The following is a 16,062-nucleotide window of genomic DNA, read 5'->3' on the forward strand; positions in this document are numbered from 1 at the left end:
CTGTTTTTTTTGGTAAATTCGTACAGCAACAAAAAAATTACATATATGGCTTTTGATATTAATATGATAAAAGAGGTGTACAGTAAAGTAGTTGAACGAGTAGATGCTGCCCGTAAAATTACAGGAAAACCTTTAACATTAGCAGAGAAAATTTTATACACACATCTTTGGGATGGAACACCAACGAAAGCTTTCGAAAGAGGAAAGGATTATGTTGATTTTGCTCCAGACCGTATCGCTTGTCAAGATGCAACAGCGCAAATGGCATTGTTACAATTTATGCAAGCAGGAAAAGATAAAGTAGCAGTACCAACAACAGTACATTGCGACCACTTAATTCAGGCAAAAGTTGGTGCTTCAACAGATTTACAAACTGCGTTAAATAACTCAAATGAAGTATTCAATTTCTTAGAATCAGTTTCTAATAAATATGGAATTGGCTTTTGGAAACCAGGAGCAGGAATTATTCATCAAGTAGTATTGGAAAACTACGCATTTCCAGGAGGAATGATGATTGGAACGGATTCTCACACAGTAAATGCAGGAGGGTTAGGAATGGTAGCTATTGGTGTAGGTGGTGCTGATGCAGTAGATGTAATGGCTGGTATGCCATGGGAATTGAAATTCCCTAAGTTAATAGGTGTAAAATTAACAGGGAAGTTATCTGGTTGGACAGCACCTAAAGATGTAATTTTAAAAGTAGCAGAAATTCTAACAGTAAAAGGAGGAACAGGTGCTATCGTTGAATATTTTGGTCCAGGAGCTACAGCGATGTCATGTACAGGTAAAGGAACCATTTGTAATATGGGAGCAGAAATTGGAGCTACAACTTCTACTTTTGGTTACGATGCCTCTATGGAACGTTATTTACGTGCTACAGATAGAAACGATGTAGCAGATGCTGCAAATGAAATTAAAGAATACTTAACAGCTGATGCTGAAGTATATGCAAGCCCTGAGCAATATTTTGATCAGGTAATTGAGATTAACTTATCAGAATTAGGGCCATTATTAAACGGACCTTTCACGCCAGATTTATCTACTCCAGTAGGAAAAGAAATGACGGAGAAAGCACAAGCAAATGATTGGCCATTACAAGTTGAATGGGGATTAATAGGATCTTGTACAAACTCTTCTTATGAAGATTTATCACGTGCTGCTTCTATTGCACAACAAGCAATAGATAAAGGATTGAAAACGAAAGCAGAGTTTGGAATTAACCCAGGGTCAGAGCAAGTACGTTATACTGCTGAAAGAGATGGTATCTTACAAGTTTTTGAAAACTTAGATGCAAAAATATTTACCAACGCGTGTGGACCATGTATTGGTCAATGGGGGCGTTATGAAGACCCAAAGAATGCTCCTAAAAATTCTATTGTGCATTCATTTAATAGAAACTTTGCAAAACGTGCCGATGGAAATCCAAACACGCATGCATTTGTAGCTTCACCAGAATTAACAGCTGCCATTGCCATTGCAGGACGCTTGGATTTTAATCCGTTGAAAGATAAACTAATCAACGAGAATGGAGAAGAGGTAATGTTAGATGAACCAACAGGTTGGGAATTGCCTCCAAAAGGATTTGAAGTTGATGACAATGGGTATTTAGCACCAGAAGCAGATGGAAGTCATATAGAAGTTGTGGTAGATCCAAATTCAGAACGTTTAGAGTTGTTAACTCCATTTGAACCGCTAGGAGATACTATTAAAGATGCTAAACTATTAATCAAAGCACATGGTAAATGTACGACTGATCATATTTCTATGGCAGGACCTTGGTTACGTTATCGTGGACACTTGGACAATATTTCTAACAATATGTTAATTGGAGCAGTAAATGCTTTTAACATGAAGACAAACTTCGTGAAAAATCAATTAACAGGAGAATATGATGCTGTTCCTAAAGTACAGCGTGAATATAAAGCGAAAGGAATCAAAACAATTGTTGTGGGAGATCATAACTATGGTGAAGGTTCTTCGCGTGAGCATGCAGCTATGGAGCCTCGTCATTTAGGTGTGGCTGCTGTATTAGTAAAATCATTTGCGCGTATTCATGAAACGAACTTGAAAAAACAAGGTATGTTAGGGTTAACATTTGATAATGAAGCAGATTACGATTTAATTCAAGAAGATGACACGTTTAATTTTATAGATTTACATGAGTTTGCTCCAAATAAACCATTAACTATTGAAGTGGTTCATGCTGATGGTTCAAAAGACATAGTTATTGCGAATCATACATATAACGAAGGGCAAATTGAATGGTATAAAGAAGGTTCTGCTCTAAATTTAATTAAAAAACAAAATGCTTAGTTGAATATAATTCAACAATAAATAGTAAAAGCTCTGGTAAACTCCAGAGCTTTTTTTTGTAAAGAATACTCTATTCTTTCGACCTAAATTTAAAAGTAAAAACTATGAGTGCACTTTGGTATTTTGAGGATGTTAACTTATTTAAAATATTATGCCCACATAAATATCCTTCTTTTAAGGAAAATCATATACTGAATAAGTATAAAAAGAAAGACTATATCTATTTTGAAGAAGATGCCGCTAACAAAATTTATTTAATAGATAAAGGAAAGGTAAAAATAGGATACTACACAGAAGAAGGCGAAGAAGTAATCAAAGCGATATTAACCAAAGGAGAAATATTTGGAGAAAAAGCTATTTTGGGAGTTGAAAAGCGAAATGAATTTGCCCAATCAATTGATAATGCTACGGAAATTTGTCCTGTATCCAAAGAAACAATGTATTCATTAATGCAAGATAATGTATCTGTAAGTTTTAAGATTTACAAATTTATTGGATTGCGAATGAAAAAGTTAGAAAGAAGACTTCAGTTATTATTATTTAAAGACACACGTACTCGTCTATTAGAGTTTTTCAAAGAGTTGTGTGAAGAGTATGGACATGAATGTGAAAAAACAGGAGATCAAGTAATAGAACACCCATATACACAAAAAGATATTGCAACTCTAATAGGAACTTCAAGACCTACATTAAATACTTTAATGAATGAGTTAAAGCAAGAAAAAGTTATTGATTTTAACAGAAAAGAAATACGTTTACTTAAAAAAGTAGCGTAAGTGTAAGCTAGCTAACATTTTAATAGAAAACATGCAAGTAACTTTGTTTTTGTACAAATTCAAAATTACAAAAACAATGAAGAAAATACTTTTAACAATAGCAGCAGTAAGCATGTTAACTTTTGCTGCTTGTAGCGATGACGACGACAATACACCAAAAACATCAAACTTAAGTTTAAGTGTTAGCGGTTTAGAAAATTTAGGAGCAGATTATGTGTATGAAGGTTGGATAATTGTAGGAGGTTCGCCAGAATCAACAGGAACTTTTAATGTAAATGATTCAGGAGAATTATCACGAAGCTCTTTTGTGATTGATTCAGATATGTTATCAGCGGCATCAACTTTTGTTTTAACTATTGAACCAACAAACGACCCAGACCCAGCACCATCAAAGACTAAAATTTTAGCAGGAGATTTTTCAGGAAATAGTGCCTCTATAAACTCGAATATTGTTGGAGATTTTAGTAGCTCTTGGGGTAAATTTATTTTAGCAACTCCAACAGATGGAGAAAATACAAATGAACGAAGTGGTGTTTGGTTTTTAGAGCCAGGGATGCCACCACAAGTAGGTTTAGGATTACCAGAACTAGATGAAGGATGGAAATATGAAGGATGGGCTGTGATAAATGGAGTACCTGTTACTACAGGTAAATTTACAAAGCTTGCTGCAACAGATGAGTTTGATGGTTTTAGTGGTCCTATGGATTTACCAGCGCCAAATGGAGCTGATGGATTTTTTCCAGGTGAAGATTTCTTAGTGAATGCCCCAAGTGGAGTAACTTTTCCAACTGATTTAAGAGGTTCAACTATTGTAATTACAGTAGAACCGAACCCAGATAATAGTCCAACACCCTTTGCTCTTAAACCATTAGCTAAAAAAGTAGCTGATGATGCTCAAGATCATGTAGCTATTGATTTAGGAGCTGGACCATTGGTAGCTATTACAGGAACAGTTTCAAGATAACAAAAATTGTATCGCGTTTAAAATTTAATTAATACGCTTAATTCCCCTTATTTTAAGAGTAATCAATTATTTTTGGTTACTCTTATTTTTATATAAAACTATTTTATGACAGATTTTTTAAGTAATATTTCTCAAAAACCATTGTATGTAATTGATGCCAGTATTCCTTTTAGTGAGTACATTCCAATTTCAATAGCTGCATCTAACAAAGAGTTAACTTTTGACGTTTCTTCATCAAAAGAATGGGAAGCATATTTAGAAAATTATTTTTTAAAACATAAAAAAACAGTTGCTTTTGGAGGATATCTAGAAATAAGAGATATTTATAGTAGAAGTGAACATTTCAATAAATTATCAGAAGAAAATCAACGAAATATTCATTTAGGAGTGGATTTATGGTGTGATGCAGGTACAGATATTTTAGCAGTATTAGATGGAGAAATTCATAGTTTTAAAAACAATGTAAACTATGGAGATTATGGACCTACAATTATTATCAAACATTCAATAGAAGGAAATGAATTTTATTCATTGTATGGTCATTTATCCTTAGAATCTTTAGAAGATATATCAGTTGGAAAAAAAGTTAAACAAGAAGAGAAGATTGGAACCTTAGGAGATAGTTCTGTAAACGGAGACTACGCTCCGCATTTGCATTTCCAATTAATAATAGACATCGAAGATTACAAAGGAGATTACCCAGGAGTGTCTTCAAAAAAGACCTTAGATTTTTACAAGGAAAATTGTCCTAACCCCAATTTATTATTAAAATTGTCAAATGAAACGAACATTAATAAATTTTAAAAACTTCTTCAGAAAAGAATCTGTTTAAAATTTTTAATGAGAGAACTAGTGTAGCGAGTGGTTGCCAACGTTCTTAATTTTATAATTATAATAAATCAATTAATTAAAAAACTTAAAACGTTTGAAATATAGACAACTTACAAAGGAGCAGTTTGAAGGATTACACGAAGAGTTTGCACGTTTTTTAGCATCACAAAACATTGATAAAAAAGAATGGGATGAACTAAAAAAAGAGAAACCACATGTAGCAGAAGATGAAATGAATGTATTTAGCGATGTTGTTTGGGATGATGTATTGACGAGAACTGAGTACTTAGAACATTTTTCTCCAAATTTAGTAAACCTATTTAAATGCGAAGAAAATGAAATGCATCGCATTGTGATAAAAATATATAAAGAGATTAATGTTTTAGAGCAAGAAGGATTTGAATGGCTATTAAAAAATCCAAATGATGAAGCGATTGAGTTTTTAAGAGGTTCAAAAGCATATCAAGAAGAAAGAAATGCTGAAATTTTTGACTTGATTGAGAAAGGAAGTACTATTTCTAAAGGAGAACTGTACGAGTATTTTGATCGATTAACATCAAATTCATAAAGCCTTATATTAAGCTTGTTTAAGTATTGTAATTAATTTATCAGTACCAGAACTAGCAACGTCTTCAATAATAGTTAAGTTATTGAAGGCGTTTTTATTTACAGCAGGTTTAGGATCTATAAAATAAATAGGTGTATTATGCTGTACATAATTAACCAAACTAGCAGCAGGGTATACTTGCATAGATGTACCAATAATTACCAAAATACCTGCTTGTAAGGTGATTTCAGCAGCTTTTTCCAATAAAGGGACATCTTCACCAAACCAAACAATATGTGGGCGTAATTGAGCATTTTCTTCACATACATCACCCATAACAATATCTTTATTCCAATTATAAACAAGATGTTTGTTTTTAGTACTGCGAGCTTTTAATAGTTCGCCATGTAGGTGTATTACATTTTTGTTTCCTGCTCTTTCGTGTAAATCATCTACGTTTTGCGTAATAATGTCAACTTCAAAATCACTTTCTAAAGAAACTAGGTTATGATGTGCTTTATTAGGAGAAACTTCTAAAAGTTGCTTTCTACGTTGATTATAAAAATCTAACACTAACTCAGGATTAGCACGAAACCCTTGTGGAGAAGCCACTTCATAAATGTCATGACCTTCCCATAAGCCATCAGCATCCCTAAAAGTTTTAATACCGCTTTCGGCACTAATTCCTGCTCCTGTTAATACCACCAATCGTTTTTTCATAGATATAAATTTTGTTGCAAGTTTAAGAAAATAAATACTAGGCTGTCGCCCTGCGACTAAAAATAGGAAAAATTACTATGTTTGTTATATGATTGATGAAGGATTATTAGCCTATTTAGAAGGGTATATTACAGAGAAAAGAAAGGAAACGTTTGAAAAAGTACTGAACGAGCGCACACGTCATTTCACGGTAGTGTTAGAAGATATTTACCAACCACACAATGCCAGTGCGGTGGTGAGAAGTTGCGATATTTTTGGAGTGCAAGATGTGTATGCAATTGAGAACAAATTCACCAATAAAGTATCAAGGCATGTGGCGAAAGGAAGTCAGAAATGGTTAGATATTCATCGGTATAAAGAAGATGGAGATAATACCAAAGCCTGTTTAGAAGATTTACGAGCAAAAGGATACCAAATTATAGGAACCACTCCACATACTGATTCTTGCGTTTTACCCGATTTTGATGTGACAAAAAAATCGGCATTTGTTTTTGGAGCTGAAAAAGATGGTATTTCAGATTATATCAAACAAGAAGCGGATGGGTTTTTAAAAATTCCAATGGTAGGTTTTACTGAGAGTTTAAATATTTCAGTAGCAGCAGCTATTACTTTACAAGATGTAACTACACGTTTGAAAAGAACAGATATGCATTGGCAACTTTCAGAAGAAGAAAAGAAAGTATTGTACTTTAAATGGATAAAAAATACGATTAAAAATCCAGAGAAGCTGATAGAGTACTACTATAAAGAACTTACTTAGAAGTCAAAAATTTATATACTAACTCTTTGGTTAACGGTTGTCCGTTAGCCATTTTTTTGATGTTTTCAAAAGTAAACACAAAGTCACAACCATTTTTGTATTCAGAACATCCATAGGCAGACTTTCCTTTTAAAACAGTTCCTTTATTACATTTAGGACAGGTTAAGGTGTCAGAATGAGATTTCTCGTTATCACTCGAAATGACATTAGAACTCGTTTTTTTAGGTTCGAATTTTAAATTGAAATGATCATCAAAACGAACCAAACCTTCTACTTTTTTATCTTCCTGTTTGAACCCTTTTAAGTTGGTAGTACAACCTTTGTCAAGTAAACGAATTAGTTGGTTTTCGGATATTTTTTTATCCATAAATTCAAAAGACAATGTAAAATCACAACCATTTTTATAAGCAGAACAGCCATAAGCAGCACTTCCTTTTAATAATTGACCTTTTTTACATTTTGGACATTCTTTACCAACAACTGTTTTCTTTTTAGAAGTTGTTTTTTTAGGTTTTTGTTTAGTTTTTTGAGCTTCGTAAGAAATTCGTTTGGTTTTAGAGCTTGAACGTACTTCGTAGACTAAATCGTCTACCATTTTTTTCATCTGATTGATAAATGTAGCAGCATGGTATTCACCACGTTCAATTTCTTTCAAACGTTTTTCCCAGAGTCCTGTTAATTCAGCAGATTTTAAAAGCTCATTATCAATTAAATCAATCAAGTCGATACCAGTTTGGGTAGGAATAATCAATTTTTTTTGACGCTCAATGTATTTTCTTCTAAACAACGTTTCAATAATACTTGCACGTGTAGATGGTCGTCCAATACCATTTTCCTTCATTAATTCACGCATTTCATCATCATCTACTTGCTTCCCAGCAGTTTCCATGGCACGTAATAAACTAGCTTCGGTATAATTACGAGGTGGTTTGGTTTCTTTTTCTAAAAAAGAAGGTTCGTGCGGACCTTTTTCTCCTTTTTCAAAAGTTGGAAGCACATCCTTATCTTCTGTTTTTTTAGAATCATTTCCATACTCAAAAACAGCTCGCCAACCTTTGGTAAGTATTTCTTTTCCTGAAGTTCTAAAAGGTACTTTATCAGCTTCTCCTTTAACTTCGGTTTTTGAAATATCGCTATCAGGATAAAACACAGCAATAAATCGTTTTACAATGATATCATACACTTGTTGTTGATTGTATTGCAGATTGATTTCTATTCCTGTAGGAATAATAGCATGGTGATCGGTAACTTTTTTATCGTTAAAAACTTTACTCGATTTACGTATTTTCTTTCCTAATAAAGGTTGTGTTAATGAAGCATATTGTTTTAATCCTTTTAAAATATTTGGAACTTTAGGGTAAATATCATTCGGTAAAAAAGTAGTATCTACTCTAGGGTACGTAACTACTTTCATTTCGTATAGTTTCTGAACAATTTTTAAGGTTTCATCTGCTGAAAATCCAAATTTGTTGTTACAGTATACCTGTAAGCCTGTTAAATCAAACAGTTTAGGTGCATATTCTTTCCCTTTTTTCTTAGTAACCGAGGTTATTTCAAAATCACTTTCTTTTACCTTGTCGGCAAAAGCTTGTCCGTCTTCTTTCTTTAAAAAGCGACCTTCTTCACAACTAAATAAAGTTTCACGGTATTGCGTTTGTAGCTCCCAATAAGGTTCAGGTTTAAAGTTTTGAATTTCCTTATAACGATCTACCAACATAGCTAGGGTAGGAGTTTGTACTCTACCAATAGATAACACTTGTTTGTAACCGCCAAATTTTACAGTGTACAAACGAGTAGCATTTAAGCCTAATAGCCAATCACCAATAGCACGAGAAAATCCCGCGTAATATAAATTGTTATAATCGTCGTTGTCTTTTAGGTTTTCAAAACCTTCTTTTATAGCTTCTTCGGTTAAGGAAGAAATCCATAATCGTTGGATTTTACCTTTGTAGTTTGCTTGATTAATTACCCATCGTTGAATGAGTTCTCCTTCTTGCCCAGCATCCCCACAGTTGATAACCACATCGGCTTTTTCAAATAAAGACTTAACAATTTTGAACTGTTTTTGAATACCACTATCGTTGGTAACCTTAGTATCGAAACGCTCAGGAAGCATAGGGAGGTTATTTAAATCCCAGCTTTTCCAGTGAGGTTTGTAGTCTTTAGGTTCTAAAAGTGTGCATAAATGACCGAATGTATACGTAACTGCATAGCCATTCCCTTCGAAATATCCATCTCGTTTGGTATTGGCTCCTAAGATATTAGCAATCTCACGGGCTACACTCGGTTTTTCGGCGATACAAACTTTCATTTACATAAATTAGAAAGCCGAAATTACTAAATTATTTGTGAATGTTAAACGATGTTCTTAGATGAAGGTTTAACAACTGTAATTAATTATGAATCAATAAAAGTTAGGTTATTTCGAAAGTTTTCACCAATAGGAATTTCAATTTTTCCGATCTCAATGTCGTTTTTAGTATATGCAGTAATTTTGCCTTTATTAATAATATATGAGCGATGTATTCTTACAAAACGATGATCTAACTTTTCTTCAAAAGCTGATATACTAGATTTGGTAACATGCTTTTCTTTTTCTAAATGTATTTTAATGTAGTCTTTTAGACTTTCTATGTACAAAATAGAATCTAAATGAACTTTTACTTGCTTTCGGTCTTTTCTTATATAAATAAAAGAGTTTTTATTTTCTGGAATAGAAACTGAAGTATTAAAAATATTTTCTTTTTGTGAAGCTTTAAACTTTTGTATAGCACTAAAAAAGCGTTGAAAAGTTATAGGTTTTAAAATATAGTCGATTGCATTTAGCTCAAACCCTTCAACAGCATAATCTCTATAAGCTGTGGTAAAAATAACTTTGGGTTTGTGCACTAGGTTTTTAAAAAAATCAGTGCCTTTTAAAACAGGCATCTCAATATCTAAAAATAATAAATCAATAGTTTCATTTTGAAGTATATTACTGGCTTCAATGGCACTACTACAAGAAGCGATTAACTCAAAATCATCCAATTGAGATAAGTGTGTTTTTATAAGACCTCTCGCTAATTTTTCATCATCAACTATTAAACATTTGTACGTCATTTTATAGGTAATTTTAAGTATAAATTAAAACTATAAGAGTCTTCTTTAATCTCTAAAGAATAGTTGTTTAGATATAATAATTCTAATTGCTTTTTTACGTTGTTTAGTCCAATACTTTTTTTATTTCCAGCTATACTATTTTTTGCTTTAGAATTTACAATATTAAAGGTTATAAATTTTTCTTCCGCAGAAACATTTATGTGTATAAAAGCTTTCTTCAACTCTTGAGAAACTCCATGTTTAAAGGCATTTTCTATAAAGGTAAGAAGAATTAATGGGGCAATTTTAACATCAGGTTTTACTTCTTTATTAAAACTAATTTCTACACGTTCATCATATCTAACTTTTTCCAAAGTGAGATAGTTTTCTATTAGTTCAATTTCTTTTTTTAACGACACATATTTGTCGTTACATCCATACAACATATAATCTAACATTTCTGAGAGTTTTGCAATCACCTCAGGAGCTTCATCAGATTTTTCTATAGATAAAGCGTACAAATTATTTAAAGTATTGAATAAAAAATGCGGATTTAATTGATGTTTTAAAACAGATAGTTCTGTAAACATTTTTTGCTCATTAAGTTGTAAGTAAGCTTGTTGGTCTTTGTAAAACTTAGCGATAACTAATAATATAGTGGGGGTTAAAATTATTGTAGACTTTCCTAGAAATACTCGAAGATCCAATAATTTTTCCCAAAACATCTTACTAGAATCATATACACTACTATTTTTAGGTTTAAAATATTTAGGAATGTGGGAGTATTCATGAAGTCCTACAAAAATAACAAACACACCAACTAATAAAAGCAAAAGGTATATTGTAAATTGAATGTTTTTTTTGGGAATTAAAAAATTAGGAATTAAAAAGTTAAGGCAAATGTAAGCGACAATAAATTGACATAAAACATAAATAGCAAAATGTTCTAAAACTTCAGGATAACCACTGTAATAATTCATGTTTACAGTGCCAATAAAATAGATATATACTCCTAGCCAAAACAAAAACTGTTTTACTACAGGAGCCTTAAAAAATTGTACTATGTTTTTTAAAATATACATGTGTGCGCTAAAATACAATTTTAAAGTAGAGACAAATTAAAAGTAGCTTAAAGCTGGTTTTTTGTAGCTAGAAATAAAAAAATAATAGACTAAACTTAGTTTCTTTTAAATATAACTTTCTGACTGTAAAAGCAACTTATTAGTCTATTTTTTTAATACAAGTATATCTCTAAGATAGTTTTGTTTACCAAATGTGCTATAAAAATTATAGCACTTTATTAATTTTTAATTTATGTAAATGAAGAGAGTTGTATTTTTTTTAATGTTAGCTTTTGAAGTGTTGTGCGTTCAGGCTCAGTCCGAAGAAAAAACAAGCAAAATAATTTTCAGTGATAGTAGTATTCAATTAGACGGAAAATTAAATGAACCTATATGGAACAAATTAACTCCAGAAGGAGAGTTTCTTAATTATATACCTAATAATGGAGATTTAGCTTCTAACAAAACTGAGGTAAAAATGTTTCATAATGGTAAAAAGTTATATATAAGTGCTGTATATGAAGACATAACTGATGTTGTTCAAATAGGGTCTTTAAAAAGGGATGATATTGGAACATCAGGAGCTGATAGCGATTCTTTTGCTATAATTTTAGACACCTATAATCAACAACAATCAGGTTATTTTTTCATTGTCAATATGGGAGGTGCTTTAGTAGATGCATTAGTATCTAGAAATGGAGATGGTTTTAAAGTAAGTACTAGTTGGAATACTGTTTGGAATGCAAGAACTTCAGTAAAAGGAAATTTAAAAATATTTGAAATAGAAATTCCTTTAAAAGCCTTAGGTTATAAGGTTGATTCTGCCGAATGGGGAGTCATGTTTCACACAAGAAATATTAAATTAAATGAGTGGACAACTAGCACGTTAATAGATCGTAATTATACGCAATTTGATTTACGATTTACCAAAGTGTTCGAAGTAGAAAAGTTGTCGGAGAATAAGTCATCCAGATTTGTTATAACACCATCTGTTACTATGAACTATTCGGAAGATGTAATAAATAATGTAGAAGATACTATGGTAAAACCAAGTGTAGATGTACAATTTAATGTAAGTTCTTCTTTAAAGTTAGATGCTACTATAAATCCTGATTTTTCACAAATAGATGTTGATAGACAAGTAACTAATTTAAGTAGATTTTCCGTGTTTTTCCCTGAACGCCGTAACTTTTTCTTAGAGAACAGTGACTTATTTACAAGTTTAGGAGTAAGAGGAGTAAACCCTTTTTACTCCAGACGTATAGGAGCAGATAGTGAAATTTCTTTTGGATTGAAATTATCTGGAAATATTACTAAAAAAACACGACTAGGAATATTAAATGTCGCTACAAAAGCCAAAGACGATAAGGCAGCTCAGAATTACGGAGCATTGGTGGTGCAGCAACAATTATCAAAACTTTTTACAGCAACAGGGTATCTTATTAATAGGCAAGAAACAGATGGTTTCTCTTTTAAGGATGATTATAATAGAATTACAGGAATTAACTTAAATTATCAATCGAAAAATAATAAATGGACAGGATTAGCAAATTTTGCAGGTAGTTCAACAAGTAATGTTTCTGGAGATAATAAATTTTACAATACAGAAGTTTGGTATAACAATATAAACGTTTCTGCTTACGCAGGAATTAAAAAAGTTGAAAAAAACTATATAGCTGATGTTGGTTTTGTACCACGTTTATATAACTATGACGCCATTTTAGATGAAGTTATACGTGAAGGATATACACAAGCCAGTGGGCGTATTAGTTTAACCAAGTTTTATAAAAACTCTAAGATCTTTGATAATCATCGTTATTTAAATTTGTCTAACGATACCTATTGGGACGATCAGGGAAATGTAGCTCAATCAACTACAGTATTGAATAATGATTTAGTGTTTAAAGATCAATCGTTTTTGTATGGTGGATTTCGTCATGAATATGTAAACCTTAAATATGCATTTGATCCTTTAAATAATGGAAAAGCTATTATAGCAGATAAGTATAGCTATTTTGATGCTGGTTTTGGGTATGCTTCAGCCGATAATAAAAAGTTTCAATATGGAGGTAATATTAGTTATGGTAGCTATTACAGTGGTTATAAAAATGGTATTAGCATAAATGCTCAGTATAGATTAATGCCTTTGGCACGTTTACAAATTAGGTATGAAAGAAATAGAATAAATTTAAACGAATTAGGAAAAGAAACCTTTCATTTAGCGCGTTTTACAGGAGAGGTATTCTTTTCTAATCGGTTAAACTGGACTACTTATATACAGTACAATACTCAGTTTGATAATTTTAATATCAATAGCCGTTTACAATGGGAGTATAAACCATTATCTTATATATACTTAGTAGTTTCAGATAATTACAATCAAGATATATCACGTAAAAATTGGGGGATAGCTTTAAAAGCAAATTATAGGTTTGATTTTTAAGAAGACATAAAAGAAAAGAAGCCCAACTTTATTGGTACAATATTTGTTTGCGAATATGTCCAGTATTTATACTGAAAACAGCACTGAATACAGTGTTTTAATTGTTAAATTAAATTATGATAAAAAAATGCGAACATTAAAATTTTTAGGAACATTATTATTAGTTATTTCTTTATTAGTAGGATGCAACTTTAATAATAAGAAATCGAAGGAGGTTAAAGAAGAGGCTAATGAAATGAATGAGTCTAAAGTAGTGATTTATAAAGTAGCGTCAAGATATTTTATTAAAAATGATGTAACTAAATTGCCTAGTAAAATAAATAGCAGAGAGGAGTTTGAAAAGTATTTTGGAGCGGCAACAGTAATGGGAGAAGATGGAAAACCAACTCCAATTGATTTTGAGAAGGAGTATATAATTGCAGTAACTGTTGAAGCCAGTAACAAATTAATAGAACTTCAACCAATATCTCTTACTAAAACAGGAGAAGAAATTAATTTTGACTATTCTGTTACTGAAGGTGGAGAAACTAGTTATACTTCACGACCTACATTGGTTATAATTGTTTCAAAGAAAATCGAAGGTAATATAAATGTAAACCCAATAAAAGTAGTGGTTGACGAGCATAATGCAAAAAACTCTTTAGATTGGAATGGAGAATATGAAGGGGTACTACCATGTGCAGATTGTGAAGGGATTAAAACCACTATTCAGTTAAATGATAATGGTACTTATGTAATGACTACAAAATATTTAGGAGAAGGAGAAGAAGAAACAGTTGAAGGAAATTTTGAATGGGATAAAACAGGTACAGTGGTTACACTAATAAATGATGAAGAAGAGCCTTATAAGTTAAAAGTTGTAGAAGGAGCCATTCAGAAATTAGATATTGAAGGGAAAGAAATAACAGGAGAGTTAGCGAAATTATATTTTTTACAGAAAAAGTAAATCAACTTATATGCAACATAAAGAAAAACGTTCACCATTGGTGAACGTTTTTTACTTTTAAACAAAACCTAAAATATGTTTATAAATTAACGAGGGTAAAAGTATGGTAGTTTGTTTTTTTATTATTTTTAATTGTGTAGAAATAAGTATTTACAAGAGATAATAAATTTTTAAAAGAATAATGAAAACAATAGAACTTATAAAACCTAATACATTTAATAACGAGAACCATTGGTATCCTAAGGTACTGAATGCCACAATTCATCCAATGGTAAACTTTTTTTTAAATCTTGATAAGGAACGAATTATTGCTAGGTATTGTCACTTACATCCAAAAGTAAATGCAGATAAACTTAGAGAAATTTTATCGTATGAATGTAAGTACTTTTTATGGGGAGGAGCAGATTTGATTAATTCAACATCAGCAGATGGAGATAAAAATATGGTTATTATAGAGAATAACTCATGCCCATCAGGTCAAAAATCAATGCCTTTGTTAGATGATAATAAAGAAGACGGAGTATATCGCTTGTTAATTGAAAGAACGTTTAAGCCTATCTTAGAGAAAAAGCGAAAACTTGTTAAAGATGGTAGATTAGCGGTACTTTATGATAAAAATTATATGGAAACATCAGGTTATGCAGCCGTTATAGCTGATGTTTTTAAAGAAGATGTTTTTCTTGTACCTTATTATTCAAACAAAGATAACGATCATATAAAAATAGAAAATGAAATCTTTTATCTAAAACAAGAAGAAGAATGGATTCCGTTACGAGGTATTTTTAGATATGTAACTCAAAAGCCTTGGAATAGATTTCCAATTAATAGTAAAACAAAGATTTTAAACCCTATTATTACTTGTTTGGCTGGAGGAAGAAATAAAATGGTAGCTGCCAAAGCATATGATATTTACAACACGGAATTAGAAGAATATGGAATGAAAATAAATATCCCAGATACTATTTGGGATGTTAGCAAGAATGAAATTCCGTTGTGGGTAAAAAAAATGGGAGGGCAAGCAGTTATAAAAATACCTTATAGTAATGCAGGACAAGGAGTTTTTACGATTGTTAACGAACAAGAACTAGAAGAGTTTATGAAGTTAGAAATCGAATATGAACGTTTTATTGTACAAAGTTTAATAGGTAACTATAATTGGAGTTCAGTAAGCACAAAAGGCAAATATTATCATGTTGGTACAATGCCAAATGCTAAAGGAGAAACATTTGTATCAGACATTCGTATGATGATTAGTAGTACAAAAGATGGAATAAAACCATTGTGTATGTACTCGAGAAGAGCATTGCTACCATTGGAAAACAACTTAGAAAGTAGTAAAGATTCTTGGCAAATGTTAGGAACTAACTTATCGGTTAAGTTAGGTGAAAATAAATGGACGTCAGACACTAATCGTTTGTTAATTATGGACAGAAGAGATTATAACAAACTAGGTTTAGGTATAGACGATTTAATAGAAACTTTTATACAAACTGTACTTTCTACCATTGCTATCGACAAAATGTGTATTAGTTTAATAAACTCGAATAAAAAGTTTAAAAAGAAACTATTTACTTCATTAAATAACGATAGTACGCTGTTAAACGAATTATATTAAAAGTATGA

General features: G+C 31.5%; 13 protein-coding genes. 9 read left to right on the forward strand and 4 right to left on the reverse strand.

Features of this window, described 5'->3' with window-relative positions:
• The first annotated feature begins 45 nt into the window (after positions 1-45).
• From D6T69_RS08495 to D6T69_RS08515, 5 genes are all read left to right on the forward strand, one after another.
• Complete coding sequence (locus tag D6T69_RS08495) at positions 46-2,313, forward strand: aconitate hydratase (RefSeq protein WP_125067337.1); 2,268 nt, start codon at positions 46-48, stop codon at positions 2,311-2,313.
• Positions 2,314-2,417: 104 nt separating this feature from the next.
• Positions 2,418-3,089 carry a Crp/Fnr family transcriptional regulator gene (locus D6T69_RS08500; protein ID WP_125067338.1) on the forward strand — a complete coding sequence of 224 codons (672 nt, stop codon included), beginning with the start codon at positions 2,418-2,420 and terminating at the stop codon, positions 3,087-3,089.
• 76 nt (positions 3,090-3,165) lie between these two features.
• The gene (locus D6T69_RS08505) at positions 3,166-4,053 is read left to right on the forward strand and encodes an anti-sigma factor (protein WP_125067339.1); all 888 of its coding nucleotides are present in this window, start codon (positions 3,166-3,168) and stop codon (positions 4,051-4,053) included.
• Between the two features lie 105 nt (positions 4,054-4,158).
• Positions 4,159-4,857, forward strand: coding sequence for a peptidoglycan DD-metalloendopeptidase family protein (locus tag D6T69_RS08510; RefSeq protein WP_125067340.1), 699 nt, complete (start codon positions 4,159-4,161; stop codon positions 4,855-4,857).
• A gap of 121 nt (positions 4,858-4,978) precedes the next feature.
• The gene (locus D6T69_RS08515) at positions 4,979-5,452 is read left to right on the forward strand and encodes a DUF6495 family protein (protein WP_125067341.1); all 474 of its coding nucleotides are present in this window, start codon (positions 4,979-4,981) and stop codon (positions 5,450-5,452) included.
• Positions 5,453-5,461: 9 nt separating this feature from the next.
• Here the strand turns inward: D6T69_RS08515 and D6T69_RS08520 are convergent, their stop codons facing one another.
• A complete protein-coding gene (locus tag D6T69_RS08520; protein WP_125067342.1) occupies positions 5,462-6,151 on the reverse strand; it encodes an SIR2 family NAD-dependent protein deacylase in 690 nt (229 codons plus the stop codon).
• Between the two features lie 88 nt (positions 6,152-6,239).
• Between D6T69_RS08520 and D6T69_RS08525 the strand changes: the two genes are divergently transcribed.
• Complete coding sequence (locus D6T69_RS08525; RefSeq protein ID WP_125067343.1) at positions 6,240-6,911, forward strand: TrmH family RNA methyltransferase; 672 nt, start codon at positions 6,240-6,242, stop codon at positions 6,909-6,911.
• Here D6T69_RS08525 and D6T69_RS08530 read toward each other — a convergent pair.
• The 3 genes from D6T69_RS08530 to D6T69_RS08540 form a co-directional block, all read right to left on the reverse strand.
• Positions 6,904-9,222: a type IA DNA topoisomerase gene (locus tag D6T69_RS08530; RefSeq protein ID WP_125067344.1), complete on the reverse strand. Its 2,319-nt coding sequence runs from the start codon at positions 9,220-9,222 to the stop codon at positions 6,904-6,906. The two genes, D6T69_RS08525 and D6T69_RS08530, sit on opposite strands and share 8 nt — an antisense overlap.
• Positions 9,223-9,308: 86 nt before the next feature.
• Entirely contained in the window at positions 9,309-10,010 is a 702-nt protein-coding gene (locus tag D6T69_RS08535; RefSeq protein WP_125067345.1) for a LytR/AlgR family response regulator transcription factor, read from the reverse strand.
• Positions 10,007-10,969: a sensor histidine kinase gene (locus D6T69_RS08540; protein WP_164506707.1), complete on the reverse strand. Its 963-nt coding sequence runs from the start codon at positions 10,967-10,969 to the stop codon at positions 10,007-10,009. The genes D6T69_RS08535 and D6T69_RS08540 overlap by 4 nt, the downstream gene beginning before the upstream one ends.
• Before the next feature lie 340 nt (positions 10,970-11,309).
• On the opposite strand from D6T69_RS08540, the gene D6T69_RS08545 reads away from it, so the two are divergent.
• The 3 genes from D6T69_RS08545 (at position 11,310) to D6T69_RS08555 (ending at position 16,054) form a co-directional block, all read left to right on the forward strand.
• On the forward strand, positions 11,310-13,493 hold the full coding sequence (locus tag D6T69_RS08545) for a DUF5916 domain-containing protein (protein ID WP_125067347.1): 2,184 nt from the start codon (positions 11,310-11,312) through the stop codon (positions 13,491-13,493).
• Between the two features lie 127 nt (positions 13,494-13,620).
• Complete coding sequence (locus D6T69_RS08550; RefSeq protein ID WP_164506708.1) at positions 13,621-14,439, forward strand: copper resistance protein NlpE; 819 nt, start codon at positions 13,621-13,623, stop codon at positions 14,437-14,439.
• 181 nt (positions 14,440-14,620) lie between these two features.
• Entirely contained in the window at positions 14,621-16,054 is a 1,434-nt protein-coding gene (locus D6T69_RS08555) for an ATP-grasp domain-containing protein (protein WP_125067349.1), read from the forward strand.
• The last annotated feature ends 8 nt before the right edge of the window (positions 16,055-16,062 follow it).

This window comes from Tenacibaculum singaporense, assembly GCF_003867015.1.
GTDB lineage: Bacteria > Bacteroidota > Bacteroidia > Flavobacteriales > Flavobacteriaceae > Polaribacter > Polaribacter singaporensis.